This is a genomic window from Variovorax sp. J2L1-78 (assembly GCF_030317205.1).
Lineage (GTDB): Bacteria > Pseudomonadota > Gammaproteobacteria > Burkholderiales > Burkholderiaceae_C > Variovorax > Variovorax arabinosiphilus.
This window is the reverse complement of the sequence record NZ_JASZYB010000001.1, coordinates 223,351-248,373: the sequence shown is the minus strand read 5'-3', so window position 1 is coordinate 248,373 and position 25,023 is coordinate 223,351. Positions and strand designations below refer to the sequence as shown.

The 25,023-nt window shown below is 63.6% G+C and carries 26 protein-coding genes and 1 pseudogene; 16 read left to right on the top strand and 11 right to left on the bottom strand.

Going from position 1 to position 25,023, the window contains the following annotated elements; all coding sequences use genetic code 11:
- The first annotated feature begins 73 nt into the window (after nucleotides 1-73).
- The 3 genes and pseudogenes from QTH86_RS01185 to QTH86_RS01175 form a co-directional block, all read left to right on the top strand.
- A complete protein-coding gene (locus QTH86_RS01185; protein WP_286646486.1) occupies nucleotides 74-253 on the top strand; it encodes a DUF3606 domain-containing protein in 180 nt (59 codons plus the stop codon).
- A gap of 431 nt (nucleotides 254-684) precedes the next feature.
- Nucleotides 685-975, top strand: a complete 291-nt coding sequence (locus QTH86_RS01180; protein WP_286646487.1) for a YciI family protein — start codon at nucleotides 685-687, stop codon at nucleotides 973-975.
- Nucleotides 976-1,135: 160 nt separating this feature from the next.
- Nucleotides 1,136-1,737: pseudogene (locus QTH86_RS01175) on the top strand (transposase); the annotation flags it as partial.
- A 138-nt stretch (nucleotides 1,738-1,875) separates the two neighbouring features.
- Here QTH86_RS01175 and QTH86_RS01170 read toward each other — a convergent pair.
- Complete coding sequence (locus QTH86_RS01170; RefSeq protein WP_286646488.1) at nucleotides 1,876-2,598, bottom strand: TetR/AcrR family transcriptional regulator; 723 nt, start codon at nucleotides 2,596-2,598, stop codon at nucleotides 1,876-1,878.
- Between the two features lie 96 nt (nucleotides 2,599-2,694).
- Here QTH86_RS01170 and QTH86_RS01165 point away from each other — a divergent pair, with 96 nt between their 5' ends.
- Genes QTH86_RS01165 through fahA form a run of 4 tightly spaced genes read left to right on the top strand, consistent with a single transcriptional unit; the run spans nucleotide 2,695 to nucleotide 7,061 of the window.
- Nucleotides 2,695-3,696: a tripartite tricarboxylate transporter substrate binding protein gene (locus tag QTH86_RS01165; RefSeq protein ID WP_286646489.1), complete on the top strand. Its 1,002-nt coding sequence runs from the start codon at nucleotides 2,695-2,697 to the stop codon at nucleotides 3,694-3,696.
- A gap of 33 nt (nucleotides 3,697-3,729) precedes the next feature.
- Nucleotides 3,730-4,494, top strand: coding sequence for an enoyl-CoA hydratase/isomerase family protein (locus QTH86_RS01160; protein WP_286646490.1), 765 nt, complete (start codon nucleotides 3,730-3,732; stop codon nucleotides 4,492-4,494).
- Nucleotide 4,495: 1 nt separating this feature from the next.
- Nucleotides 4,496-5,725, top strand: a complete 1,230-nt coding sequence (locus QTH86_RS01155) for a CaiB/BaiF CoA transferase family protein (RefSeq protein WP_286646491.1) — start codon at nucleotides 4,496-4,498, stop codon at nucleotides 5,723-5,725.
- Nucleotides 5,718-7,061 carry a fumarylacetoacetase gene (gene fahA / locus QTH86_RS01150; RefSeq protein WP_286646492.1) on the top strand — a complete coding sequence of 448 codons (1,344 nt, stop codon included), beginning with the start codon at nucleotides 5,718-5,720 and terminating at the stop codon, nucleotides 7,059-7,061. The genes QTH86_RS01155 and fahA overlap by 8 nt, the downstream gene beginning before the upstream one ends.
- Before the next feature lie 21 nt (nucleotides 7,062-7,082).
- Here fahA and QTH86_RS01145 read toward each other — a convergent pair whose 3' ends face one another.
- The gene (locus tag QTH86_RS01145; RefSeq protein ID WP_286646493.1) at nucleotides 7,083-7,571 is read right to left on the bottom strand and encodes a MarR family winged helix-turn-helix transcriptional regulator; all 489 of its coding nucleotides are present in this window, start codon (nucleotides 7,569-7,571) and stop codon (nucleotides 7,083-7,085) included.
- Nucleotides 7,572-7,762: 191 nt separating this feature from the next.
- Between QTH86_RS01145 and QTH86_RS01140 the strand changes: the two genes are divergently transcribed.
- Complete coding sequence (locus QTH86_RS01140) at nucleotides 7,763-9,145, top strand: MATE family efflux transporter (protein ID WP_286646494.1); 1,383 nt, start codon at nucleotides 7,763-7,765, stop codon at nucleotides 9,143-9,145.
- Nucleotides 9,142-10,083 (top strand): 2-dehydropantoate 2-reductase, encoded by a 942-nt coding sequence (locus QTH86_RS01135; RefSeq protein ID WP_286646495.1) that lies wholly within the window; start codon nucleotides 9,142-9,144, stop codon nucleotides 10,081-10,083. Before QTH86_RS01140 ends, QTH86_RS01135 begins: the two co-directional genes overlap by 4 nt.
- 207 nt (nucleotides 10,084-10,290) lie before the next feature.
- On the opposite strand, the gene QTH86_RS01130 is transcribed toward QTH86_RS01135, so the two are convergent.
- Nucleotides 10,291-10,968 (bottom strand): TetR/AcrR family transcriptional regulator, encoded by a 678-nt coding sequence (locus QTH86_RS01130; protein ID WP_286646496.1) that lies wholly within the window; start codon nucleotides 10,966-10,968, stop codon nucleotides 10,291-10,293.
- Nucleotides 10,969-11,106: 138 nt separating this feature from the next.
- Here QTH86_RS01130 and QTH86_RS01125 point away from each other — a divergent pair, with 138 nt between their 5' ends.
- From QTH86_RS01125 to QTH86_RS01110, 4 genes are all read left to right on the top strand, one after another.
- The gene (locus QTH86_RS01125) at nucleotides 11,107-11,892 is read left to right on the top strand and encodes an SDR family NAD(P)-dependent oxidoreductase (RefSeq protein ID WP_286646497.1); all 786 of its coding nucleotides are present in this window, start codon (nucleotides 11,107-11,109) and stop codon (nucleotides 11,890-11,892) included.
- 366 nt (nucleotides 11,893-12,258) lie between these two features.
- On the top strand, nucleotides 12,259-13,473 hold the full coding sequence (locus QTH86_RS01120; RefSeq protein WP_286646498.1) for an NADH:flavin oxidoreductase/NADH oxidase: 1,215 nt from the start codon (nucleotides 12,259-12,261) through the stop codon (nucleotides 13,471-13,473).
- Nucleotides 13,474-13,497: 24 nt separating this feature from the next.
- Nucleotides 13,498-14,499 (top strand): Bug family tripartite tricarboxylate transporter substrate binding protein, encoded by a 1,002-nt coding sequence (locus QTH86_RS01115; RefSeq protein WP_286646499.1) that lies wholly within the window; start codon nucleotides 13,498-13,500, stop codon nucleotides 14,497-14,499.
- Between the two features lie 42 nt (nucleotides 14,500-14,541).
- Nucleotides 14,542-15,321 carry an alpha/beta fold hydrolase gene (locus tag QTH86_RS01110; RefSeq protein WP_286646500.1) on the top strand — a complete coding sequence of 260 codons (780 nt, stop codon included), beginning with the start codon at nucleotides 14,542-14,544 and terminating at the stop codon, nucleotides 15,319-15,321.
- Here the strand turns inward: QTH86_RS01110 and QTH86_RS01105 are convergent.
- The 8 genes from QTH86_RS01105 to QTH86_RS01070 all read right to left on the bottom strand — a co-directional run bounded on the left by QTH86_RS01105 (nucleotide 15,299) and on the right by QTH86_RS01070 (nucleotide 21,837).
- Entirely contained in the window at nucleotides 15,299-16,069 is a 771-nt protein-coding gene (locus QTH86_RS01105) for an IclR family transcriptional regulator (RefSeq protein WP_286646501.1), read from the bottom strand. The two genes, QTH86_RS01110 and QTH86_RS01105, sit on opposite strands and share 23 nt — an antisense overlap.
- A 41-nt stretch (nucleotides 16,070-16,110) precedes the next feature.
- The gene (locus tag QTH86_RS01100) at nucleotides 16,111-17,043 is read right to left on the bottom strand and encodes an alpha/beta hydrolase (RefSeq protein WP_286646502.1); all 933 of its coding nucleotides are present in this window, start codon (nucleotides 17,041-17,043) and stop codon (nucleotides 16,111-16,113) included.
- Nucleotides 17,040-17,525 carry a DUF6841 family protein gene (locus QTH86_RS01095; protein WP_286646503.1) on the bottom strand — a complete coding sequence of 162 codons (486 nt, stop codon included), beginning with the start codon at nucleotides 17,523-17,525 and terminating at the stop codon, nucleotides 17,040-17,042. Before QTH86_RS01095 ends, QTH86_RS01100 begins: the two co-directional genes overlap by 4 nt.
- Nucleotide 17,526: 1 nt before the next feature.
- Nucleotides 17,527-18,327, bottom strand: coding sequence for an enoyl-CoA hydratase/isomerase family protein (locus QTH86_RS01090; RefSeq protein WP_286646504.1), 801 nt, complete (start codon nucleotides 18,325-18,327; stop codon nucleotides 17,527-17,529).
- Nucleotides 18,328-18,447: 120 nt separating this feature from the next.
- Complete coding sequence (locus QTH86_RS01085) at nucleotides 18,448-19,674, bottom strand: multidrug effflux MFS transporter (protein WP_286646505.1); 1,227 nt, start codon at nucleotides 19,672-19,674, stop codon at nucleotides 18,448-18,450.
- Nucleotides 19,671-20,300 (bottom strand): TetR/AcrR family transcriptional regulator, encoded by a 630-nt coding sequence (locus QTH86_RS01080; RefSeq protein ID WP_286646506.1) that lies wholly within the window; start codon nucleotides 20,298-20,300, stop codon nucleotides 19,671-19,673. The genes QTH86_RS01085 and QTH86_RS01080 overlap by 4 nt, the downstream gene beginning before the upstream one ends.
- Before the next feature lie 155 nt (nucleotides 20,301-20,455).
- Nucleotides 20,456-21,109 carry a 2-hydroxychromene-2-carboxylate isomerase gene (locus tag QTH86_RS01075; RefSeq protein ID WP_286646507.1) on the bottom strand — a complete coding sequence of 218 codons (654 nt, stop codon included), beginning with the start codon at nucleotides 21,107-21,109 and terminating at the stop codon, nucleotides 20,456-20,458.
- Nucleotides 21,109-21,837: an SDR family oxidoreductase gene (locus QTH86_RS01070; protein WP_286646508.1), complete on the bottom strand. Its 729-nt coding sequence runs from the start codon at nucleotides 21,835-21,837 to the stop codon at nucleotides 21,109-21,111. The genes QTH86_RS01075 and QTH86_RS01070 overlap by 1 nt, the downstream gene beginning before the upstream one ends.
- A 778-nt stretch (nucleotides 21,838-22,615) precedes the next feature.
- Between QTH86_RS01070 and QTH86_RS01065 the strand changes: the two genes are divergently transcribed.
- The 3 genes from QTH86_RS01065 to QTH86_RS01055 all read left to right on the top strand — a co-directional run bounded on the left by QTH86_RS01065 (nucleotide 22,616) and on the right by QTH86_RS01055 (nucleotide 24,984).
- A protein-coding gene (locus tag QTH86_RS01065; RefSeq protein WP_286646509.1) for an IS3 family transposase occupies nucleotides 22,616-23,766 on the top strand; the annotation gives its coding sequence in 2 pieces (ribosomal slippage) (nucleotides 22,616-22,862 and nucleotides 22,862-23,766; 1,152 coding nt in all).
- Between the two features lie 64 nt (nucleotides 23,767-23,830).
- Complete coding sequence (locus QTH86_RS01060; RefSeq protein WP_286646510.1) at nucleotides 23,831-24,265, top strand: DUF1810 domain-containing protein; 435 nt, start codon at nucleotides 23,831-23,833, stop codon at nucleotides 24,263-24,265.
- 332 nt (nucleotides 24,266-24,597) lie between these two features.
- Nucleotides 24,598-24,984 carry a c-type cytochrome gene (locus QTH86_RS01055; protein ID WP_286646788.1) on the top strand — a complete coding sequence of 129 codons (387 nt, stop codon included), beginning with the start codon at nucleotides 24,598-24,600 and terminating at the stop codon, nucleotides 24,982-24,984.
- The last annotated feature ends 39 nt before the right edge of the window (nucleotides 24,985-25,023 follow it).

The following is a 25,023-nucleotide window of genomic DNA, read 5'->3' as shown; positions in this document are numbered from 1 at the left end:
TGGCGTGGAGGGCATTCGCCGCAACATTCCGCAAGACGGCACGCTTGGTGACGTTCTTTCAGAGGAGAAAACCATGGCAGACGACAAATCCCAATCCGGTGGGCAAGACCGAACTCGCATCAATATCCATGAAGACTATGAGTTACGCGACTGGTCGAAGAAGCTGGGCGTGACGGCCGAGCAATTGAAGGCCGCTGTGCAAGCCGTGGGTCCCACCGTGGCTGCGGTGCAAAAGCACTTGGAAACCAAATGAGTTCCGAAATTTCAACGCCACGGGTCGGCGCGTTGAGGCGCAAGCACCCCACGCTCGCATCCCTTGCTTCGGCATTCGCCTTCGTCTCGGCAATGGGGCTTGCCCCGCAATCTGTCGCCCAGCCGACGGGCAACCCGAAGGGTACCGCGGCGCCGCCGGAAACGAGTGCGCCGAAGCCGAGTGCATCGACCAGCGAACGTGCCCCAGGAAGCGACGGCAGCGGAAAGCTCTTCGGCACAGATGCGCAATCGCGCGCGCGCATGCAAGGCGCCAAACCAGCCGGCGGCGGTACCGAGGGCGGGCTTCAACGCAGAGAGGCCGATGATTCATCGCAGGGAGGCGCGGCGCGGTCCGGCAAAGGCTCCGCGACCGCACGTCCACTGCCACCGTCAAAGTAGGCGGCCCTTTGGTCAAGCCTGTGGGGTGAAGCGATGTTCATCGTCACCCTGACCTATCTGCGACCGCTCGCCGAGATCGATGCCCTGATGCCGCAGCATGTGGCCTGGCTCAGGCGGCACTATGAAGCGGGTCTGTTCATCGCCTCCGGGCGGCAAAATCCGAGGAATGGAGGCGTCATCCTCACGCGAACGGCGAGCCGCGCCAATCTGAAAGCAGTGCTCGAAGCAGACCCTTTTGTCCAGAGTGGCTGCGCGAGCTATGAGGTCATCGAGTTCAACCCGAGCATGACCGCTCCCGGTGCAGAGTCGTTGCGGGAGATTTGATCGGTCAAAGCGATTGGATGCTGGGCGTATGAACCTCTAGCGGACCATGTCCCACAGTTGGGCAATCAGCAAGGCGCCGCCAGCGGAAACCAGCGCAAGCCCAAGAATACGCCGCACCTTCAGTCGGTTAGGGATCAAGCCAAAGGTTGCAGCGGTCAAGGCCGCACGTGAGGCCATGGGCACCAAGAAGCTGCAGGCCTTTGCCGACCGTGGCTACTTCAACAGCACCGAGCTCAAGGCCTGCGAGGACGCTGACATCACGGCCTTCGTGCCCAAGCCCATGACCTCGGGCGCCAAGGCTGCAGGTCGCTTCGACAAGAGCGACTTCATCTACATCCCGAAGGACGATGAATACCAATGCCCTGCGGCGAGCGGTCCATCTACAGGTTCAGCACCGTAGAGAAGAACGGGCTCAACACCCATGTCTACTGGACCAGTGCCTGCCTCACATGCGCGATCAAAGACCGATGCACGACAGACGACTACCGACGCATCCGCCGATGGGAACATGAAGAGGTGCTCGAGCGTGTGCAGCAGCACCTGGACAAGAGGCCCGAGGCCATGACCTTACGACGGCGCACCGTGGAGCATGTCTTCGGGACGTTGAAACACTGGATGGGCTCGACGCACTTCCTGACGGAGACGCTGGCGCATGTAGACACCGAGATGAGCCTGCATGTGCTGGCTTACAACCTCAAGCGAGTGATCGCCATCCTGAGCATGAGGAAAACAATGAAGGCGTTGCGGCTGGTGGGGGCGTGAGGCCCTTACGGCGCTTCAACGGCGCGCAGGGGCCGCTGGGCATCAAATCCGTTCGTGCCTGGTGGAGTACGGGAATACGCGCGCTTCATGAAAAGGAGTCCATTGCGGCTGTCAGCGCGCTTGGCCCGTCCGCGCTTGTCAGGATGGCCGGTGCGCAGCGCGCGAACGTGCCTTCGAGCCGCCCGGCCTCGCCGATGCAGCGAAGGCCTTCGGACCTGCCACGATGGCGCTGAGCAGCATCGCGATGGAGAAGTCGATCATCTGTTGAAGGTCCACCTGGCGGTCGGCCCGCGGCGCTCGATCGCCCAGGATCAAGGTGGCCAGGCCGTGCTCCATGGCCCAGGCGCTGTGGGCGACCAGCTCCAGCTGTTCGCTGGGCCAGCCGTGCTCGCGCGCGAGCTGTACCACCGCCTCCGAGAAAAGATTGAAGGATCTGGATCCTTCTGAGACGAGTTCGGCATGGCGCTGCGTCTCCAGGATCCGGGGCCCGACCATCAGATTGAATAGGCCCTTGTTCGCCTGGGCGTAGCGCACATAGCTCAGCAACATCTCGCGGGTCTTCTCCAGCGTGCTGAGTTCCATGGCCGCGATCGCCATGCGTTGCGCTGCGAGCTCACGAAAGCCATCACTCGCGATGCCCGCCAGAAGTCCCTCCTTGCCCTCGAAGTGACGCGAAGGCGCAGCCTCGGAAACCCCGACGCGTCGGGCACATTCGCGCAGGCTGAGCTCCCCTGCGCCGCGCTCCTCGAGCAGGCGCCGGCCTTCTCGCAACAGGGCATTGCGCAGGTCACCGTGGTGATAGGACGCCGCGGACGCCACCGGCTGTGGCGCCTTTCTCTTCGTGGACAGCGGGGATGGCATCGGTCGATTGTGCGCGAAGCCGGAAAGGGTTTACCCCGAAAACGATTGAAGTTAATGCCGTTAACATTTGGCAGCCAACTACCCCAGGAGACATCCATGAGTTCTCTGTCCAGACGTTTGCTATTGCGCGGCGCCTGCGCCGCCTGCGCTTACGGTGGCCTCGGTCACGCAGGGCTCGCGCAGACCGGGCCGTTTCCCGCCAAACCGATGGTGGTGAAGATGGCCTTTCCCGCCGGCGGCCCCGCCGACGTGTCGATCCGCGCAGCAGCGGTGGTCCTGCAGCAAAGTCTCGGGCAGCCGCTGGTGGTGGACAGCATGCCTGGGGCCAACGGGTCGCTCAGTGCGTCCTTCGTCTCCAGGACCAAGCCCGATGGCTACACGCTGCTTGGGACCACCGGGATCGATTTTCTGGTGGCACCGATGACCATCGCCAGCGCGAAGTACGACCCGGTGGCATTCAGACTTCTGGGGGTGGCGGGCATCTCCGACTTCGTGCTCGTCTCCAGCGCCGCGCACCAGTTCAAGAGCGTGGACGAACTGGTCGAGTATGCGAAGAAGCCCGGCAACAAGGAGCTCTCGATCGCCCACTGGGGCACCGGCTCGGCGCCCCACCTGGTGGCGGCAGACTTCCAGGCGCGAACCGGCGTGCGGTTCCTGGAGGTCCCGTACAAGGGGGCTGCGCCGACCATCGCCGACATTGCCGGGGGGCAGGTAGACCTCACCTTCGTCCCTCTGGGCGGGCCGACGCTCGGGATGATCCAGAACGGAAAGATGCGCCCGATCGCGCTGGCCAGCCCGCAGCGCAATCCTGCCCTGCCGGACGTGCCGACCGTTGGCGAGAGCCGTGCGCTCAAGAACTTCGACTACAGCCTCTGGGCTGCCCTGCTCGCGCCGCCCGAGACGCCCGAACCCGTGGTCGCACGCCTGACCGCCGCGATGAACGATTGGGTGCTGAGCCCGGAGAACCAGGCGCGGATCAAGACCAACGCATCTCGCCGCCTCGACCCGATGACACCGGCACAAGCAAGCGCCTTCCTGCGCAACGAGCACGAGAAGTACGTGCGGGTTGCCCGCTCGCTGAAGCTCGACCCCCAGTAACGCCCATCTCCCGAACCATTGAAGAGGAAACAAATGACCATCGTGCACTATGAGAAGGACGGCGCCGTTGGCGTCGTCACGCTCGCCAAACCTCCCCACAACCTGATCGACGAGGCGTTGCTGCAGGGCCTGCTGGGCGCCTACGAGCAGGCCGTCGCACAAGGTTGCCGCTCGATCCTGCTGCGCAGCGGCATGCGGCACTTCTGCGCCGGCGCGGATGTCGAGGGCTTTCGCGCCGGTGGCCGTCGGCGCGACCAAGCCGGTCTTGAGCAACTCCTGGACGCGCTGGAGAACGTGGCCGTCCCGACGGTGGCCGCAGTGCACGGCGCGGCGCTCGGCGGTGGCCTGGAGCTGGCCGTCACCTGCGACATGATCGTGGCCGCGGACACGGCCTCCTTCGGCATGGCCGAAGCCTCGCTGGGCCTCTTGCCGTTGCTCGGCGGTGTGCAACGCGTCACCCAGCGGGTCGGCCCAGCACGCGCGAAGGAGCTGGCGATGTTCGGCCGGCGTCAGGATCCGGTGGCGCTCGAACGCTGGGGGCTGATCAACCTGGTGGTGGCGGAGTCGGAATTGCCGACGGCATCCATGTCCTGGGCACGGCAGCTCGCGGCCGGGCCGACCGTTGCACTGCGCGGCATCAAGACCCTGGCCAACCTGTCGGCGCGACACGGCATTGCAGGCGCGGATGCGAAGCAAACCGACATCAACAACATCATGTGGGCCAGCGAGGACCAGCGCCGAGGCATTGCCGCCTTCATGGCCACCGGTCCGGGCTCGGCTGTCTTTGAGGGGAACTGAAATGGATGCTCCTCTTGCAGGTCTGCGCGTGATCGATTTCACCCGGGTGCTTGCCGGCCCGCATTGCACCAAGGCGCTGCGCGACCTGGGCGCCGACGTCACGAAGATCGAACCGCCGGCCGGCGACGCCGGCCGTGCGGGTGTGCCTCACATCAACCAGATGTCGGTCTACTACGCGCAGCAGAATGCCGGGAAGCGAAACCTCAGCCTCGACCTGAACTGGCCCGAGGCGCGCGAGATCGTGCGCGACCTGTGCCGCGATGCCGACGTGATCGTGGAGAACTTCCGGCCGGGAACGCTGGCGCGGTTCGGGCTGGGGTATGAGGACGTGCATCGCTTCAATCCCCGGGCGGTGTACGTCTCCATGAGCGGCTATGGCCAGACAGGACCGTGGCGCAACCGGCCTGCCTTTGCGCCGACCGTGCAGGCCGAGACGGGACTGACCGACATTCTCCAGAAGCACTACGGGGAGTCGCTCACAGAGCTGCGCAACGACGCGTGCAGCCACGCGGACGTCTACACCGGCTTGCAGGGCGTGATCGCCGTGCTGGCAGCGCTTCAGGCACGCGAGCGCACGGGGCGCGGTCAGCATGTGGACGTGTCGATGGCCGCCACCATGCTCTCGGTGAACGAGCGCGCGGGCGCCCAACTCTCGGGCATCGACACCATGGGCGAGCCGCCGGCGCTGAGCGCGCCGGAGTCGCACATCTATGCCCTGCCCGACGGGCGCTGCGTGACGATCGCTGCGAGCCCGATCTACTCGCCGATGTTCGTGCGCTACGCCGCCATGATGCGTCGCACCGACCTGCTGACCGACCCGCGCTTTGCGAGTGCGCCGCTGCGCCGCCAGAACCTTCAGGTGCTGCTGGCCGAGGTGCGTGCCTGGATCATGACGTTCACTGATCTGGAGCAATTGCAGGCGCAGGTGAGCGAGGCCGGACTCGCGATCGGCGTCATCCGAACGACCAACGACCTCGCACAGTCGGAGTGGGCCCAGGACTGGGGCGCGGTGGTGGAAGTGGACGACCGCGGCGGCGGCACGATGCGCATGCCTGGAGCGCCTTGGCGGTTCAGCGAATCGAAGCTTCCCGCCCCAGGAATTCCGGCCTTTCAGGGAGAGCACAACGTGGAGTTGCTGACGGAGCGCCATGTCGACCCGGCAGTCATCGAGGATCTGCGTCAGCGCCGTGTGCTGCTGAGCCGTCGTGCGGCGCGCGGTGCGTATGACTGAGCTGGATCACACGCACGACGGGTCGGCCCGAAGCTGGGTGCGCTCGGCCGGACCGATGAGCGATTTCCCGCTGCAGAACCTGCCCTTGTCGGTTTTCAAGCCGGCCGGCGCCGAGGGTGCGTTTCGCGGCGGCATCGCCATCGGCGACCGGATCCTGGACCTCGCGGCGCTATCGGACGGCTCGCTGCTGAAGGGGCTTGCGGCCCAGGCGGCGCGGGCCGCTTCGCAACCCAGCCTGAATGCACTGCTCGGGATGGGCCGGCCGGCTTGGCGCGCTCTGCGTCATGGGGTCTTCGCGCTACTCCGCGACGATGCGCCAGCGGGTGCACGCCTTGCCTGCGAGACGTGCTTGGTACCGCGGGCCGGGGCACAGCACGCTCTGCCGGTGGTCATTGGCGACTACACGGATTTCTACACCTCGGTGGACCACGCGCTGAACATTGGACGGCTCTACCGCCCTGACGATCCGCTGTCTGCCAATTTCCGCTGGATGCCCATTGCCTATCACGGTCGCGTCTCCAGCATCGGCCTTTCTGGCGAGCGGATCCGCCGACCGCGAGGGCAGTGGCTGGCGCCGGGGGCAACGACACCTGTGTACGGCCCGTCGCAGCGCCTGGACTACGAGTTGGAGCTGGGCATCTACATCGGCACGGGCAACACGCTTGGCGAGCCGATCGGCGTTGCCGATGCCGATGGCCATGCGTTTGGCCTCTGCCTTCTGAACGATTGGTCCGCCCGAGATATCCAGCGCTGGGAATCCACGCCGCTCGGACCGTTCCAGGCCAAGAACTTCGCGACCACGCTGTCTCCATGGATCGTCACCATGGAGGCGCTGGCGCCCTATCGGCTGCCATGGTGCCGTGCTGCCAACGAGCCCCAGCCGCTCGCCCACCTCGACGCAGAACCCGTCCGGCAGCGCGGAGCCTTCGATGTGCAGTTGGAGGTGCTGCTCGAGACCGCTGCCGATCGCGCACGAGGCGGTGCTCCGCAGCGGCTGTCCGCCACCAGTTTCAGGCACCAGTACTGGAGCATTGCGCAGATGATCGCCCACCACACGGCCGGCGGGTGCAATCTGCGGGCCGGCGATCTGCTGGGCAGCGGGACCGTCTCGGGCCCGGGCGCCGCAGAGGCCGGCGCGCTGATCGAGCTCGCCCGTGGCGGGGTGGCGCCGCTCGCACTGGAAAACGGTGAGACGCGCAGTTTCCTGGCCGATGGCGACGCCGTGATTCTCAAGGGCTGGTGCCACAAGCCCGGCTATGCGCGCATCGGCTTTGGCGAATGTCGCGGTGAGATCCTGGCGAGCGACGCGCCGGCTCGTAGCTCCCCTGCGTCGTGAACGTCGCGCCGGTTTGCCCGGCTAGCGAGCATTGGGGGCTGCGGCGTCGGATTGGCGGAACGCCTCGGCGAACTCCTCTGAAAAAATCTCCGCCAGGGCGGCCCGCAAGTCGGCTGCGCGCTGTGCGCCGTAAACCACTTCGAAACGGTTCTGTGCCATGCGCCAGAGGCGGTTGGATTCCGCAAGCTTGGCACGCCCGGCCTCGGTCAATGCCACGCGCCGGCTGCGTCCATCGACCGCGTCGCGGCGCTGCACGAGATAGCCATCGCGCTCGAGCGGCCGGAGGTTGTGAGCCAACGCAGAGCGATCCAGGACCATGGCATGGGCGAGCTGCGTCATGGTGGGCGTCCCGGCCCGCTCGACGTGAACCAGCACGGAGCGCTGCGACACGCTGATCCCGCTCGGCGCGAGGACTGCGTCGTAGAGCTGAGTGATACGTCGGGTGGCCTTGCGCAAGGCAGAGCCATTGCAAACAAGCGGATCTTTGGCGCTGAGCAATGGTGATGGCATGACGTGCTTGCATTCTGCCGCAGCACTGCCCGACCTAAGCGCGGGGTGCCTGCAGATATTGGCATGTGCAAGTATATTCAAGTTCATTTCACGTACCGGCCAGTGAACGAGGTCCGTTCCTGGTCCTCACCATCATGCCGGCCTCCCGATCCGCAGCGCAGTTCTCAAGCGTCAACCCGAGGCTGCGCGGCATGCTCGAGGCGCCGGTGTTTGCAACCCTGCTTCGCATGAGCTGGCCGAACATGCTCATGATGCTCGCCCAGTCTTCCACCGGCCTGGTGGAGATGTGGTTCCTCGCCAAGCTCGGCACCAACGTCCTCGCAGGTGTTGCGGTGGTGGTGCCGATCCTCATGCTGATGCAAAACATGTCGCAGGGTGCGATGGGCGGCGGCATCTCGTCGGCCGTCGCCCGGGCGCTTGGCGCTGGCGACGGACCGCTGGCCGATTCGCTGGCGCGCCATGCTGTGGCGCTCAGCGCGGCCATCGGCGGTGTCTTCACCGTGGTCCTGCTGCTGGCGAGCACTGCGCTGTTCGAGTTTCTGGGCGCGAGGGCCCAGGCGCTGACGGCGGCGAGCGATTACGGACACGTACTGTTCGCGGGACTGACGCTCATGTGGACCATGAACGCGCTGGCCAGCGTGATCCGGGGGACGGGCAACATGCTGATGCCAGGGGCCGTCATCTGCGGCGGAGCGCTTCTGCTGGTGCCGCTTTGCGCGTTGCTGATCTTCGGATTCGGACCCGTTCCTGCACTGGGGGTGGTCGGTGGTGCCTACGCGCTGCTGGGGTACTACGCCGCCGGCACGGCGATTCTGGGCTGGTACTGCTGCAGTGGCCGAAACCCAGCCCGTCTCTCGCTCGGCGTGCTTCGGTGGGCACCGATGCGACGCATCCTGGAGGTCGGTGGCCTTGCCTGCCTGAACCCGGTGCTGACCAACGGGCTCATCGCACTCACGACAGCCATCGTTGGTACCTACGCGGGGACCCAGGCGCTTGCCGGCTACGCGACCGCCGCGCGCCTCGAGTACCTGCTGATGCCCATCGCCTTCGGACTCGGCGCGCCGATGGTCGCGCTGGTGAGCGCCAATATTGGTGCCGGCCAGCATGTCCGCGCGCGTCGCATCGCCCTCACCGGCGGGGCGATCGCCTTCGCGCTCGGGGAGAGCATCGGGCTGATGGCGGCACTGTGGCCCGAGGCCTGGCTCAGGCTTTTTGGCACCGAGGAAGCGCTGCTGCAGACGGGCGCGCATTACCTTCGCATCGTCGGTCCCTTCTATGGCTTCTTCGCGCTGGGCTTCTCGCTCTACTTCGCCTCCCAGGGCGCTGGCCGACTCAAGTGGCCCTTGCTTGCAGGGTTCGTGCGGCTGGGCCTCTTCGCGGGGCTGGGCGGGGCGTGGCTCCATGTGGGCGGCTCCCTGACGGCCTTCTTCGCCATCGGCGCTGCGGCCATGGCGTTCTACGGGCTGTGCATCCTCTGGTCGATCGGCGCACGCGGCTGGTCGAGCGGTCCTTCTTCCCTCCCCAACGGCGTTCAAGGGACATCCACGCCCCCTCATCCAGGAGCAAATGCATGAAGATTCTTGTCGTCGGCGCGGGCGCCATCGGTGGCTATTACGGGGCCAGGCTGATCCAGGCCGGTGCGGATGTGAACTTCCTGGTACGCCCGAGGCGTGCGCAGCAGCTGGCCGCGCACGGGCTGCAGGTCAGGAGCGAGCTGGGGGATTTCAGCGCCCCGGTGGTCGCGGTGACCACGAGCGCCCTGGCGCCGGTGTACGACCTGATCGTCCTAAGCTGCAAGGCCTACGACCTGCAGGCCGCGTTGACGGATGTGCACGCAGCCATTGGGCCTTCGACTGCCCTGCTCCCGTTCATGAACGGGCTCTCCGTGTATGACGAACTGGATGCGCGCTTCGGACGGGAGCGAGTGCTTGGCGGTGTTGCCTACATCGCACTCACGCTCGACGCCGATGGCATCGTTCATCACGCGGGCCCCATGGACGCGGTCGTGACGGGTGCACGGTCGGAATTGACAGTCGGCACCGCCCACCGCCTCCATGCACTCATCGCGCAGTCGCCCGGTTCGCGCATCCTGTCACCGGAGATCACCGGTGCGTTGTGGAACAAATGGGTGATGCTAGCCTCGGGCGCGATGATGAACTGCCTCATGCGGGGGAGCGTTGGCGACATCCTCGCCACCGAGGACGGTGCTGTGCTCATGCGCCAGGCGATGGCCGAATGCCGGGCGGTGGCCGCCGCAGAGGGTCATGCCCTGTCCGAAGCAGACGTCCAGCGACTCGAAGGACGCCTCCTGGATGCTCGATCGACCTGGGCGGCCTCGATGATGCGTGACATCGCCTCGGGTTCGCCGCGGCTGGAATCCAAGGCGATTGTGGGCGACATGCTGGAGCGTGCGAAACGCCGCGGCATCGACAGCCCGCTCACGCGTTCCGCGTACTGTCATCTGCAGGTCTATGAGCATCGCCAAGCCGCCCTGAGCGCTAACGCAGGCTGAGCGCGTGGCCAGCAGCCTTGACCGGTGTTCATCGTCGTGAGCAAGTGCACCAGGAGCCTGTACCAGGGAGATTCGCAGTGGGGCCGATGCAACCTCCGAAGAGCTTGGCTTTGCGGATGTCAACGTCAACAGCTTTAACGCGCTGTTCGCGCTGAAGGCCTTGTCGACAGCTGCGCTTTCTTCCGATGCCACATGGCGGTCGCCGACTCAACCGCTGGGCTCCTGAACCGTGGCCAGGCCGCCCAGCAAAGTCAGCAGGCCGCGCTCGAAGTCGCTGCGAAATTCATAACGCAGGCTTTCAAGCCCAGGCTGGACCAGCACCTGCGCTGAAACCTCGGAAGGATGACTGAGTGGCCACAATCCAATGAGCAGCGGCAGAGCATGCCGTATCAATTGCTCGAAAGCACGCACGGACATGGCAGGATGGCTCGAATGAAAGTCGAGGGCGGCTTGCTGCTGGACGGCGAGGAGGTTGCGCTTGAACCCGACCATGCGTTCCAGCGATACGTTCCGCTCAAGAATGGACGGCAAGATGCTCGTCAGCCGGCACAGCAGAGGCCGAGCAGCGATGGTCTCTGAGAACGCCCAAGCAATGTGTTCTGCCGTCACCTTCAACTTCCGCCGAGCCAGCGCCGCGCGCAACTCAAGCTGCCACCCGACGAACTCCTCGACGAGCACGTCCATCAGCACAGCTTCAACGCTCTCGAAATAGCGGTACACGTTTGACTTCGTCATCCCCGCCGTGCGGGCCAGTTCATTGAGGCCGAGATCAAGAAGCTTTGGGGTGTCGCTCAGCATCAGCCTAGCCGTGACCAGCAGGTGGCGACGGCGCTCTTCCTTCTGCTCTGCCGAGCGGGCTCGAACGTACGTGGTTGGGAGATTCATGGACTGATCCAGGTGACAACTCGTTTAGGAGACCGTCGGTCTGCTATATTAAAGACCGCTGGACTCTTAGTCTCGACTGAAGACAGAAATTCCGACCTCCGGCAGCAGATTCATCGGCTTAAAAAAGGAAGAAATTTCATGACAACCAACGGCGATTCTTGGGTGCTCGTCACCGGCGCATCCAGCGGGTTTGGCGAAGAGTTCGCACGGCAGTATGCAGCTAAGGGGCATCCACTTGTGCTGGTGGCGCGCCGGCTCGACCTCCTTCAAACGCTGGCCAAGAAGCTCCAGCAAGCCTACGGCGTTCAGGTTGTGGTGGAGCAGGTCGACCTCTCGGACATGGAGGCCATCCCCGCGCTGCACGAGCGCCTACGTGGTCAGGGAGTCACCGTGGAGATCCTGATCAACAATGCGGGTCATGGCCTGCAGGGTGCGTTCCTCGACACGCCTCTGGCGGCTACGCTGGACATGGTGCAATTGGACATTGCCAGCCTTACGGCCATGACCCGCGTCTTCGGTCAGGACATGCGTGCTCGCGGACACGGAAAAATCCTGCTGGTCGCGAGTCTGCTGGCTCACTACGGGGTGGAAGACATGGCGGTGTATGGAGCGGCCAAGGCCTATGTCCTGCGCCTCGGCGATGCCCTGCACCGTGAGTTCAAGCGCGACGGCGTGACGGTCACGTCGCTGTGCCCGGGCATGTCCGACACGGGCTTCGCTCAAGCCGCGAAACAGAAGGTCACCTTCGCCCTCAAATTCTTGATGATGAAGCCCGAACCGGTGGTGCGCGCCGGCATTCGTGCGCTAAACGCGGGGCGTATCAGCATCGTTCCGGGCATCAACAACAAGGCGGCCGTGGCAATGGTGTGGGCAACCCCGCGTTGGCTGCACCAGCCCCTCTTTGCTCGGATCATGAATGGCTGATCGTCGAGGTGTTCCGAAAGAGGCGTGGGAGTGGTGCGCTAGTTTTACCGAGCACAAAGACTAGATCTTCTGTTGAAGACAGCTGGCGTGAGCGCGGCACGGACGCTAGACCCAGTTGATAAGGCTGCGGGAGGCGGCTGTCCCAGAGTGGAGCCATCGTGGTGGGCCTTGCATAAGGTGGTAGAGCGCCAGAGCGAGTTCAACCCGATGCTGTGAATCTCGCAGAGCGGAATTGGACATCGTTGGCGCAAACCGCGCGTCGATATGCTCGGTAGCAGCTGGCGGCCATAGAGCATGCAGCCACCGGAAGGCTGAAACGGCCGGCCGGGCAACGTGACCCGAGCTTTGCCATCAGGAGACAACCGTATGGCTACGAACGCAATAAGTGCTGGTGCAAGCGCCAATGCGCCTGACGACAGTTTCCCCCTCTTCTCCACTTTCCAGATTGGAGGGGTGGCACTGAAGAATCGCCTTGTGCTCTCGCCAATGTGCACCTATTCCGCCCGCGGTGGCATGGTCGACGACTTCCATCTTGCGCACCTCGCGAAGTTTGCCATGGGTGGCTTTGGGCTCGTCATGACTGAGGCTACGGCCGTTACGCGCGACGGTCGGATCACACACGGGGACCTCGGCATCTGGCAAGACGAGCAAGTGCATGGAATGCGCCGCATAACAGATCTGATACATACGCTTGGTGCTAAGGCAGGTATTCAGCTCGCGCACGCCGGGCGCAAGGCAAGCATGCAACGTCCATGGGACGGCAATGGGCCGCTCGATCATCGCGACGTCGCTCGAGGTGAGCGGGCCTGGGAAATCGTCGGACCTGGTACCGAGCCGATGGAGCTAGGCTGGCTTAGCCCGCGCGCGTTATCGCAACCGGAGCTGACTACATTGGTGGAGCGATGGAAGCATGCAGCGGCGCGTGCCGAAGCGGCCGGCTTTGACGTCATTGAGATTCATGCAGCGCACGGGTACCTGCTGCATCAGTTTCTGTCGCCGCTTGCCAATTCGCGCACTGACCATTACGGCGGTACGCTCGAAAACCGCATGCGGTTGGCACTCGAGGTTGTGGCAGCGGTGCGTGAAGTCTGGCCCGCGCGCAAGCCGCTCTTCTTTAGGGTATCAGCGACCGACGCCGCCGACGGCGGTTGGTCCCTGGAAGACTCAGCCGTCTTGGCGACGGCACTCCAAGCGCTCGGTGTCGATGTCGTCGATTGCTCGTCTGGAGGCGTGGCGGCACCGCAGGCTTCGACCGGTCTGCCGCGAAGCCTTGGCTTCCAGGTACCTCTGGCGCGCAGCATCAAGGACGAAGTGGGCATCGCCACCATGGCTGTCGGCCTCATCGTTGACGCGCACCAAGCGAATGACATCGTCGCATCGGGAGCTGCCGACCTGGTGGCGATTGGTCGCGCTGCGCTGCATGACCCGCACTGGCCTCTGCACGCACAAGAAAATCTGCAGCCTGCCGTCGGGTATGCGGGCTGGCCCCAGCCATACGGTTGGTGGCTAGAACGTCGTAAGAAGGTCCTGCAAGCCGCGCTGAGCGCCGCCGATCGCCGAGGCGCAACGCCTCTTGTTTAACAAAAATCAATAGGAGACAGCCCCATGAACGCATCCACTCGTCGGCACTTTTTGATCTCGGGCGCCTCCACACTTGCCGCCTCCAGCATTGGCCTCCCAGCACTGGCACAGTCTGGCTATCCGAACAAGCCCATCCTTGTGAAGATCGCATTTCCAGCTGGGGGACCGTCGGATGCTTCGGTACGCGCTGCCAACGTCATTCTCCAACGCAACCTTGGACAGACGGTGGTCGCAGACAACATGCCAGGAGCCGGGGGCTCCATCGCAGCCATGTTCGTCGCGCGCGCGCCTGCGGACGGCTACACACTGTTGGGAACCACCGGGACCGATCTACTGGCGTCTCCATTCACGATCTCGTCGGCGAAGTACAGCGTATCGGACTTTCGATTGATGGGCGTCACCGGCATCTCGGACTTCGTGCTGGCATGTAGTCCCACGCTCGACTTCAAGAGTGTCGATGAACTCATCAAATACGCGAAGACCCCCGGCAATCGGCAGTTGAGCATCGCGCATTGGGGCACCGGCTCCGCTGCGCACATCGTGGCGGCCGACTTCCAGACGCGCACGGGCGTCAAGTTCTTGGAGGTCCCCTATAAGGGGGTCGCACCGTCAATGATCGACATGGCTGGCTCGCAGGTAGACATCGGCTTCATGCCCGTCGGCGGCGGCCCAACCCTTGGCATGCTGCAGAACGGCAAGCTGAGAGCTATCGGGCTGGCCGGTCCAGCAAGGAACCCTGCACTTCCCGATCTCCCGGTCATCAATGAGAGCAATACCCTGACCAACTTTGAGCATACGTTGTGGGTTGGCATCCTCGCGCCGTCGAAGACGCCCGGCGCTGTTGTCGATCGCCTGACAGCGGCGATGAACGAATGGATCGTGAGCCCCGAGAACAAAGCCCGGATGGCCGCCAATGCGTCGGGGCGACTCGACCCGATGACCCCTGCACAAGCGGAGGCATTTTTGAAGCGCGAGAGCGAGAAATTTTCGCGCATCGCGCGTGCCATCAAGCTAGAGCCTCAGTAAACGACGGACGGCGGCGTTGCTCGAATCGTCAAGGAATACGAAATGCATCCATCACGCGTAGCGCTATTTGTACACGGCTATACCGACGACTCGGCGGTTTGGCAAGACCTCTTCAGCGCCCTTAGTGAAAAAGAGGTCTCGGACTGGCAGTTCAATGCCATCGATCTGCAAGCTGTGCAGGAAGAGACCGAAGATTCGGAGCGGCTGCTCGAGGCCTTTGCAGACCAAGTCGTCGAGTACGCGCTAGACGTTGCTGGGGATCGCGATTTGGTACTCGTGGGTCATTCCATGGGCGGCGCGGTGGTGGAACTCGCTGCCGGGCGACTCGGCAAACGCGTCAAGGGAGTCATTCTGGTGACGCCGGCGCCCTTGAAGGGTTCACCGCTTCCACCGGATGTCATGCAGCGCTTCGAATCGCGTCTTGGAACGACCGACGCGGAGGTCATAAAGGCGGGACGGCTTGCGATGTCGCAATCCCTCACGGCGCGCGGCTTAACGGTTCTGGTGAACTCAAGCCTGATGACGGGCCGACGCAAGGGACTGCAGCAGCTGAAGGCATGGACCGGAGGCCATCGCGCAGGCATGGCCGCTTCGCCAATCAGCGCCCCGGTGCTCGTCATCGCAACGGACGATCGATTTTTCACACGGTCGGCCCTGGCTGAAGCAACGCGCCGCTTTGCTCGATCGAGTTTGGCGCATATCCCCGCTGCAGGTCATTGGGCGCATGTTGAAAAGCCCGTTGAACTGGCGTACTTCGTTGACGAGTTCCTCCGCAGCGTGTCTAAGCCCGGCTTTGGATTCAGTCCCATTCGTTTCGAATAGACCTCACGGCACTGAGCAGTTGCGGGAGCACCACGTCGAGGTAGTAATTGACAGAGCGAAGCCCCGCCACCCCAGCTGCGCTTATGGCGAAGTTGGGCATTCCTCCGCCCAGAACGAGCGGCACGGCGATGCCTGAAATTTCCGGGCGCCACTCACCAAAAGAGCACGCGCAACCACGCTCTTGCACAGACTGCATTTCGCGCACGATGGCTACTTCGACCTCATCCCAGTTTGACTGGTAGAGGACTTTTTTCATCCGCATGAACAGCGCCTCGCGCTCGGGAGGCGGCATCACGGCAATGCACGCCCTGCCGATCGCCGTCGTCGCCAGCGGGACCTTCGAACCGATATCCAGTCGCAATCTGACGATGGACGTGCTGTTGCAAGTCTCTACGTACAGCATCGACAGGTCGTCGCGCACGCCAAGCGCGATCTGCAACCCGACGCTTTCGGCCAGTTGCTGGAGCACGGCTCTGCTGCGATCGCGAATCTTCAGGCGTGTCAACGACACGCCGCCGATGGCCAGGGCCGACGCGCCGAGACGATAGCGGCCGCTCTTCTTTTCCTGATAGAGGTAGCCGGCCTGCACAAGCGTGAAGGTCAACCGCGCCACGGTCGACCGGGGGAGTGCGCAGCGATCGGCAATCTGGAGGTTGCCAAGGAACTCCTCCCCAGATTCGAAACAGCTGAGCACTTCCAGCCCGCGCACCAGCGAGGTGATGTTGCGTCTGTCCTTTATTGCGTCCATCGTCTCGTCCAGCGCCCTCGGTGACATACGGGCGCCTGCGGTCAGCGTCCCGCCTCTAACAAATGCGTCACGAACCAGGACTTGGCCAGCGCGACGCTCTCCGCATAGCCATCGAAATAGATCCCGTAGTGGTCGATACCGGGAATCACGCGATACACGTAGGGCACGCGCCCTTCTCGCTCCAGGTGATCGCGCACGGCGCCGGCATTGTGGCGGATGTCGAACATGTCCTCTGCACCGGCATCCACCATCAGGGTCGGGGCTTTCAGCTTGGCAAGCTCGTTGAGCGGCCGGTAGGCGCGCATGCGTGAAAAGTGAGGCACGCCTGGTGCTTTCGGGAAACTGTCCATCGATGCGTCGGGCACGGAAGGCAGCACGCCACGCGCCATGTCGATCGCCCGCTGTCGGGCATGCGCGGCGAGCGCCGGCCGCACACCCGCAACCGAGGCGACCTGAATCGCCAGCGCCTTGATGCGGTCGTCGTTGCACGCGTTGTACAGCGCAATGCCACCGCCAAAGCTCGTACCCCAGGCACCCAACCGGTCGGTGTCCACGTTGTGTTCGCCTTCAAGATAATCGACCGCCACCCGGAAGGTCTGCACCCATTCCAGCGGATCGATCACCTCCTTGCCAAAGCGAAGGTCTTTAGCGCTTGCCGGGCCTACATCGTGAGCACCCCCTGCCCGTGACACGTACGCCACGGCATCGGAACCGAACCAACCTGCGTGCGTGAAGGTGAGCGCGACCATGCCTGCATCCGCGAACTCGGCCGCGTATCGCTCGGCCGTCCGCTTGCTGCCCCCAAGCCCGTGGCTCATCACGACGGCAGGCACCTTCCGGTCGGTTCCCACCACGCGACGCGGCTTGTACAGATCCGCATCGATGCGCAGCCCGTTGCTCCATATCTGCACCGCTTCGCGCGACACATGGGCCGGCAGGTCGAGCGCCGGATATTCTGGATGTGTGTGAGTCATAGTACGCCCAGGTTGAGTTCCGACCATGCACCGTCCAGCGTTTCCGCAGTCGTGTGCGTCGACTGAATGGACGCCACGCGCCACGTGCTTTCCAGCTTCGAGACTTCGAAGTGCACGGCAATGCGTTCGATCTCCGAACCATCCTCGCGACGGCGCGACCAGATCACTTCGATGCCCGCGCCGCGACGGTTGTAGACCTTCACACGCCGATCCAGCACCTTGGTCGAACGGTAGCCACTGCCCTTCAGGCGCTTGTGCATCTGGTCCAGAAAAAGCACCACGTCGTCGGCCTGCAGCTTGTGCTCCTGCACGGCGTCGGAACAGACATGCAGCGGATGGCCCCAGTAGTTCGAGATGAAGCTCGACGTGTCTTGGCTCAGGCCGGCGCCGGCATTCACCCAGGTCATCAGGTAGTCGTCAAAGAACCACTTCACCACCTCGGCTTCGACGGCCGAGAGATCGAATCGCACCGTTGTGCTCATGTCACTTCCCCTCGAAAGCGAGCGTGGGGCGCTCGACGCCGCGCTGCAAGGCATCCAGTCCGGAGGCGATTCCCCTTTTCGCGTCGGCGGAGCCGAAGATCGTCTCGGTCAGTTCGGGAATGCAGTCGTCGGCTGCGGCGATGCCATGGTTGGACCATGCCTGGAGCAGGCGCTTGTGTGCGGCATGGGCCAGGGTCGGTCCGGTGGCAAAGCGCTTGGCCCATTCCCGAGCACGCGGCATCACATCATGGGATGGCACCACCTCCGTCAGCACGCCTGCATCGAGCAGTTCTTGCGCCCCTACCCGCTCCGACGTCAGTGCCCATTTCATGGCGCGCGCGCGGCCGGCACGTTCGGCGACGCGCTGCACGCCACCGAGCAGCGTGAAGACGCCGAGGCTTTGCTCGGTGTGACAGAAATGAGCGTCGTCCGCAGCGACGATTACGTCGCACCGGAGGGCGTATTCGAAGCCACCGCCGAAGCAGTCGCCTTGGACCGCGGCGATCGTGGGTACCGTCAATTCTTCCAGCAGGTTGGCGCGCTTGATGGAGCCGATGATCCGCTGCCGCATTTCGGCAGGCGGCACACCAGGCCAGATCGAGATGTCGCCCCCGTGGCTGAAGATGCTGCCTTTGGCCGACAGGATGACGACGCGTACCGAGTCGTCTTCACGGATGGCAGCGATGGCCTGTTCGAACGCGAGAAGCATGTCGCGCGCGAGGCGGTTGTGCGGCGGGTTGTCGAATTCGAGCACGGCCACGCCGGCTTCGATCGACAGATGTGTGGTGCAAGGCGAGGTCACTTTTTTGTCTCCAGAGGATGGGGTCCAGGGCCACCGCCATCCTAGGAAAAACCTGCCCGCACGTGCTTCCATTCGGTTCCGCAGCGCGGAATCGAGACGCCCCGCTGCGATGCTCCGCTGCTAGGTCGCGCTCACGGCGCGCTGCGCCGGCGAAGGAAGAGACAACACGACCAGTGCCACGACCTGCGCCCCGACGATCACGACGCCCAGGGTCGCGATCGTGGAGCCGCTATCGAGTTTCGTGACCAGCGTCGCGCCCAATGCAGCACCCACCATCTGCATGAATCCCAACATCGCCGACGCAGCGCCGGCCTGTGCAGGGAACGGACCGAGAGCGAGAGCGGTGCCCAACGGATTCACCATTCCCATGCCGAGCAGAAAGATGCAAAGTGCCGCCACGAAGGTTGTCAGGTTCGCGTGGGCACTCATCCCGATCGCCCATATCAGCGCGCCACCGATCAGCGCGAGAAGGACGCCGATGCGCGCCACACGCTGGGCGCCCCAGCGTCGCGCGAGGCGTGGCACGGCGATGCCTGCAGCAAACACCACCGGCACGGTGGCCGCGAAGAACGCGCCGAGCGCCAGCGTCGTCAGCCCGAAAGGCCCCATCAGGATGGCCGGCGCTGCGGTGAAGAAGCCATAGAGCGCACCGATGACACAGGCCACGGCGCTCGCGGGCCGCACGAAGCGTGCGTCCCTCAGAAGCGCGAGGTAGCTCGACAGCACCGGCCCGATTGCCAGTGGCATTCGCCGGGCGGCCGGGTGCGTCTCGTGGAGCCGCAGCGCATACCAGATCGCGAGTGCAACCCCCAGGCCACCCACGGCCATGAAACTCAGTCGCCAACCGATCCACTGCTCTGCCAGCCCGCCGAGAAGCGGAGAGAAACCCGGCGCCGCCGCCATCGCCACGATGACCATGGACAACACGCGCGCCAGCGATTCGCCTTCGAAGAGGTCGCGTGCGATGGCACGCGCGAGAACGGATGCGGCGCAGACACCCGCCGCCTGAACCGCACGGCCAAGCATCAGCATCGACAGATCCGTGGCTAACGCACAGACGACGCAGCCGGCGGCGAAGATCAGCAGCCCCCCAATGACCAGACGTCGCCGGCCGAAGCGATCGGAAAGCGGTCCCACCAGAAGCTGGCTCACCGCAAAAACCATGAAGAAGATGCTCAGCGTCAGCCCGAGTTGCGACGTGGCGACACCCAACGACACGGCGATGGCTGGGAAAGCAGGCAGGATGATGTTCGTGGACAGCGCGCCGATGGCCGCCAGTGCGGCGAGCAATGCGATCAGCCCGTGCGTGGGCATGACGGGGATGGCAGTTGGCTTCGTGTGGGTCATGGTGTCTGGCGCTTTGATCGTGGTGCGCGGGTCTCGAACGCTGCGCCAAGGCCGAGCCGGCGCTTCAATCCGAGCCTGCACGTTTCGAGTATTCGTGTGGCCTGAGCAACATCCGTCTGGATTCGAGCAAGCGTGAGGGCACCGACCAACTCGGCAAGTACCGACGTCGCGAGCGCTGTCGGCGGTGGCGCGTCCAGTTGGTCCAGGGCCTCTTGGAGCAAAGCCGTCAAAGCATTGATCCCGGCCGTAAACGCCTGGCGGCCCATCGCCGACATGCGCGGCGCTTCGGTAGCGAGCGCGGCCAAAGGACAGCCGTTGTCCACAGCTTCTAGATGCGAGGCCGATAGGTAAGCGTCGATGTAGCTGGCGAGCCCGTCGGCGACCGGCTTGCCGTGTGCCGCTCGCTCCCACAACGCGAGGCTGTCGTCGAACATGAAAGCAATCGACGCTTCGATCAACGCGTCCTTCGACGGGAAATGCGCGTAGAAGCCGCCGTGCGTGAGGCCGGCCTCCTGCATGACCGAACCGACGCTGATGTCTTGCGGCCCCTGTCGCCGTAGCGCTGCTGCCGCGTGCCGGAGGATTCGAAGGCGGGTCCGTTGCTTGTGTTCTGCGTCGTAGCGCATCGGGCTCCTTGGTTCAAGCGTCGGTCACGTGTCAACGTGTCGCCCCTGAGCGATCCCATTGAATGATGTCCATCATATCAAATGGGCGGCATTGCCTCGTCAGCGCGACGCGCACCGGCAGCGTCAAAGGTGATGCGTACCGATGCCCGCAGCGTTCAACTGGTGCTTGCGCGAATCCTCAGCACTTCCTCCTCCACATCACGCAAACGGTCTTTGCCGAAGAACATTTCGCTGACCACGAAAAATGTCGGCGACCCGAACGCCCCGGCCAAATGGGCGGCTTCGGTATTTGCGAGCAGACGACGCTTGACCTCGGGCGTTTGGCTCAGCCCCATCAGAGCGTCCGCGTCCAGGCCCGCTGCGCGCAGCTCTTGAGCGAACGTGGCAGGCTCGTCCATCTTCAGTTCGCGTTCCCACATGCCGGCAAACACAGCTTCCACATAGGGTTCGAAACATCCCAGTTGCTGCGCGCCTATCGCCCCTCGCATCAGTTGCAGCGTATTGACGGGGAAAAAGGGATTGCGACGGAAACGACTCAAACCATGTCGCTCGACAAAGCGATCGAGTTCTCGGGTCTCGTACGAAAGCTTGTTCGGAATGTCCGCATTCGCCACGGCGGGCGATCGATTGTTGCTGAGCTTGAAAAGCCCACCCAGCAGGATCGGCTCGTACTCGAACTTCGCACCGCTGCGCGACTCGATCTGCGGGATGAGCCGATGGCTGATGTAGGCGTTTGGACTGCCGAAGTCGAACAGGAAGCGAACCGGAATCCGATCTTCCAAAACGTCGGCGATGTTCCCCGTAGACATCACCAGGTCTCCAGCCAGGGACGAATGTCTGGTTCGTGCGTCCACGCGTCACGTGGCTGCATGTGCAACTGCCAGTAGAGGTCGGCAATGTGCTCCGGCTGCACGATGCCATCGTGCTCGCGACTCGCATAGCGGTCCGGAAACTGGGTTCGGATGAACTCGGTGTCGATGGCGCCATCGACCACCGGATGAGCCACATGGATGCCTTTGGGCCATAGCTCGCGTGCCATGCTCTGCGCAAGTGCGCGCAACGCATGTTTAGCGCCGGCGAAGGCGGCGTAACCCTCCCGACCACGCAAGCTCGCAGTGGCCCCCGTGAAGATAATGGTGCCGCGGCCGCGCGGCACCATCACCTTGGCTGCTTCACGGCCCATCAGGAAGCCGCCGAAGCAGGCCATCTCCCAGACCTTGAAATAGACGCGCGCCGTGGTCTCGGCGATGCCGAAGCGCACGTTAGCACCTATGTTGAAAATGGCCGCTTCGATGGGCGCGATGTCGGTCTCGATCTTGTGGATCAAGGCGACCATCTCGTCTTCCTTGCGTGCGTCACTGCCGAAGCCGTGCGCTTCGCCGCCTTCGGCGCGGATCGACTCGAGCAGGGGCTGAAGCTTGTCAAGGCTTCGACGGGTGACACAAGCCACATAGCCTTCGCGCGCAAAGCGCTTGGCGATCGCACCGCCCGTTGCGTCGCCAGCACCGATGACCAGAACGGCCCTTCTTTCTGCCATCTCAACTCCTGGGGTTTTGTATTACTCAAGCGGCACACATCGACCTTGAGAAGCGCTTGCCACCAGCGAACGCGTCGCGCGCAAACGCGGGCTGAAATCCGGTCGAACCGGGCTGAATCCTCAATGGGCCGCTATCTCGATAGCACGCAATCAGGGCGCCATTCTTGATTGAGTGACCACGCACGCGCCGAAGGACTTCAGCCACATGCCTCGATCGAACGTCGACGACCGGCGCGGGCGTACGCTGCCATCCAGTCATTGTTGATCGGCGACCAGCGCAATCCTTTCACACAAGCCGATCTATCGAATCGATGACTGCTCACAGCCATGGCTGGCTCGCAAAGGCCAAACGCGCCTGTATCAAAGCGTCTTGCTCAGCCGCCGGCAATAGCGGCGCGGGCCCGAGGTAATCACCGCATCCACTGTCCTCGAAAAGCTGCAGGCAAAAGCGAATCACTCCTAAAAAGCTAAGGTAGAGCATGGGCACTTGGATCTCCCGGCACGATGCAAAGCCAAATGTTAACGAAGATAACTTATTCACGGCATAGGGTTTAGCCGAATGAGAGGACGTGCCCGTTCTCGGCGATTGCCCCCAAGCCGACGGCGCGCTGAACTATGTGTGAGCGGATGATGTTGGCGCTGCAAGATGAACCCGCGTCAGGGTGAGAACAGTAACCTTGCTGCAACTCGACATGCATCTTGGCGATCGTCTCCCTGAATCGCCCTGGGTTTTCTAGACACCTCTGAGCCTCAAACCTGAGGCCCAATAGGAGGTGCCATGAGCAAGCAGAGATACCCCGAAGAATTCAAGATCGAAGCGGTCAAGCAGATCACCGAACGAGGCCACAAGGTGGCCGATGTGTCGGCCCGGCTTGGCGTCAGCCAGCACAGCCTGTATCAATGGATCAAAGCCAGGCAGATGTCGCCTAACCAGCACCAAGCGCAGGGCTCGCAAGCCGACGAGATGCGCCGCCTGAAGGCTGAACTCAAGCGTGTGACCGAGGAGCGCGATATCTTAAAAAAGGCCGCAGCGTACTTTGCCAAGCAGTCCGGGTGAAGTACGCATTTATCGAGCGGCATGCACAGGAGCACAGCGTGCGCCGCATGTGCTTGTGTATGAAGGTGCACCCCAGTGGCTACTACACCTGGAAGGCCGATCCGATGAGCCCCCGTGCCCAGGACGATCAACGGCTGCTGGGCCTGCTCAAACACGCGTGGTTGGAGAGCGGTGGCGTGTACGGCTACCGCAAGCTCACCCTGGACATGCGCGATCTGGGCGAGTCCTGCGGCAAGCACCGCGTGGCCCGATTGCTCAAACTCGAAGGACTGCGCTCGCAGACCGGCTATCGCCGTCGCCCTGGCATGCGTGGTGGCAAGCCTGCGGTCGTCGCGCCCAACCACCTGCAGCGCCAGTTCACCGTGGCTGAGCCCAATCAATCCTGGGTGACCGATATCACCTACATCCGCACTCATGAGGGCTGGCCGTACCTGGCCGTGGTGGTCGATCTGTTCTCGCGTCAGGTGGTCGGCTGGTCCATGGGTAACCGCATCGATACCGGCCTGGTGCTCGATGCGCTGGTGATGGCCTTGTGGCGTCGTCGACCCAAGCAGCCAGTCACGGTGCATTCGGATCAGGGCCGTCAGTTCACTGGGCATGACTGGCAGGACTTCCTACGCGACCACAATCTGATCTCCAGCATGAGCCGTCGCGGCAACTGCCATGACAACGCGGTGGCCGAGAGCTTCTTCCAGTTGCTCAAGCGCGAACGCATCCGCCGCCAGATCTATCCAACGCGCGATGCCGCCAAGGCCGATGTCTTCCACTACATCGAGATGTTCTACAACCCAAAGCGGCGCCACGGCACTGCCGGAGATACTTCGCCGGTAGAGTTCGAACGCCGCCATTCCCAACGGCTCAAAAGTGTCTAGGAAATCCGGGGCGATTCAGTAGAGCTCTTGCCTCGCAACGCCCAGCCCTCAGGAGCAAAGCAACATGAACGAGACCACATTCGACCCGTCGCGCTTCTTGCAAGCTCAGGAAATGGTCTACGCCGACGTGCTGGAGGAACTGAGGGCGGGAAGAAAACGCAGCCACTGGATGTGGTTCATCTTTCCACAGCTTGCCGTACTGGGTCAGAGTTCGACCGCCCGCTTCTACGGGCTTGCCGGCAAATCGGACGCACAGGCATACGTCAATCACGCGGTGCTTGGCGGACGACTTCGGGAGTGCAGCGGGCTCGTCATGACCATTCAAGGACGCACGGTGAACCAAATTCTGGGCTCTCCAGACGACCTGAAACTGTGCTCATGCATGACCTTGTTCGAGGCGGCTTTGCCTGAGGAGCCAATCTTTGGCTCAGTCCTAGACCGGCTTTACGATGGAACGCGCGACAGATTGACGCTCGACTTCTTGCGTAGATCGGACTGAGCGGGCGTTGCAGCCGCGTTCCCGGCGGCATGCGCAAGCTGGCCGGCGAGGGTGTCCTTCAACGGGACCACAGCGAACTGTTCTGAAGGAATGAAACACGGACATCGCATCGAGTGGCACGGCGGCCGCCAGGGCAGGAGTGCGCCGGTGTTCAGCCGGCAAAAATCATCCTAGCGTCGCCTCGCAAGCCACTAGCGGCGTGCCGCGCGTGGGTGGGCTCCGCTCGCATCAGGCGGCGTGTCGCGAACCGGCATCGGAATTCCTCTGGCGGCCATCTGGGCGCGGATGCCGGCAGGGATGGGCCGGCATCCGCAGTGTTTGGCGTGAGCCAAATGCAGATGGCGAGTATCAGGCCCTATTCGCAATACCTCGAAGGCTTCGCGCGCGGCCTCGAGCGTGTCGGCTGGTTGGTGGTGGCGGCCCGTGCTCGGGCGCCGCTGGCAGGTTTGGACCGGGGCGAGCGCGCCCTGTACCAATACGCCTGCAACGCCTGCCACACCATCCCCGGGATCTCGGGCTCCACGCCCGCGGTCGGGCCGCCACTGGCGGGCATCGCCCGACGGTCGAAGATCGCAGGAAAGCTCGTCAACAACCCCGAAAACATGATCCGTTGGTTGCGCGACCCGAAGGCCGTCGACCCACTCACATCCATGCCGGCCATGGGCATCAACGAGCGGGATGCCAGGGACATGGCTGCCTACCTCTCCACGCTGAACTGAGTGATCGAGCGGGATTTGCTGGGGCGGCGGCCAGCGCGG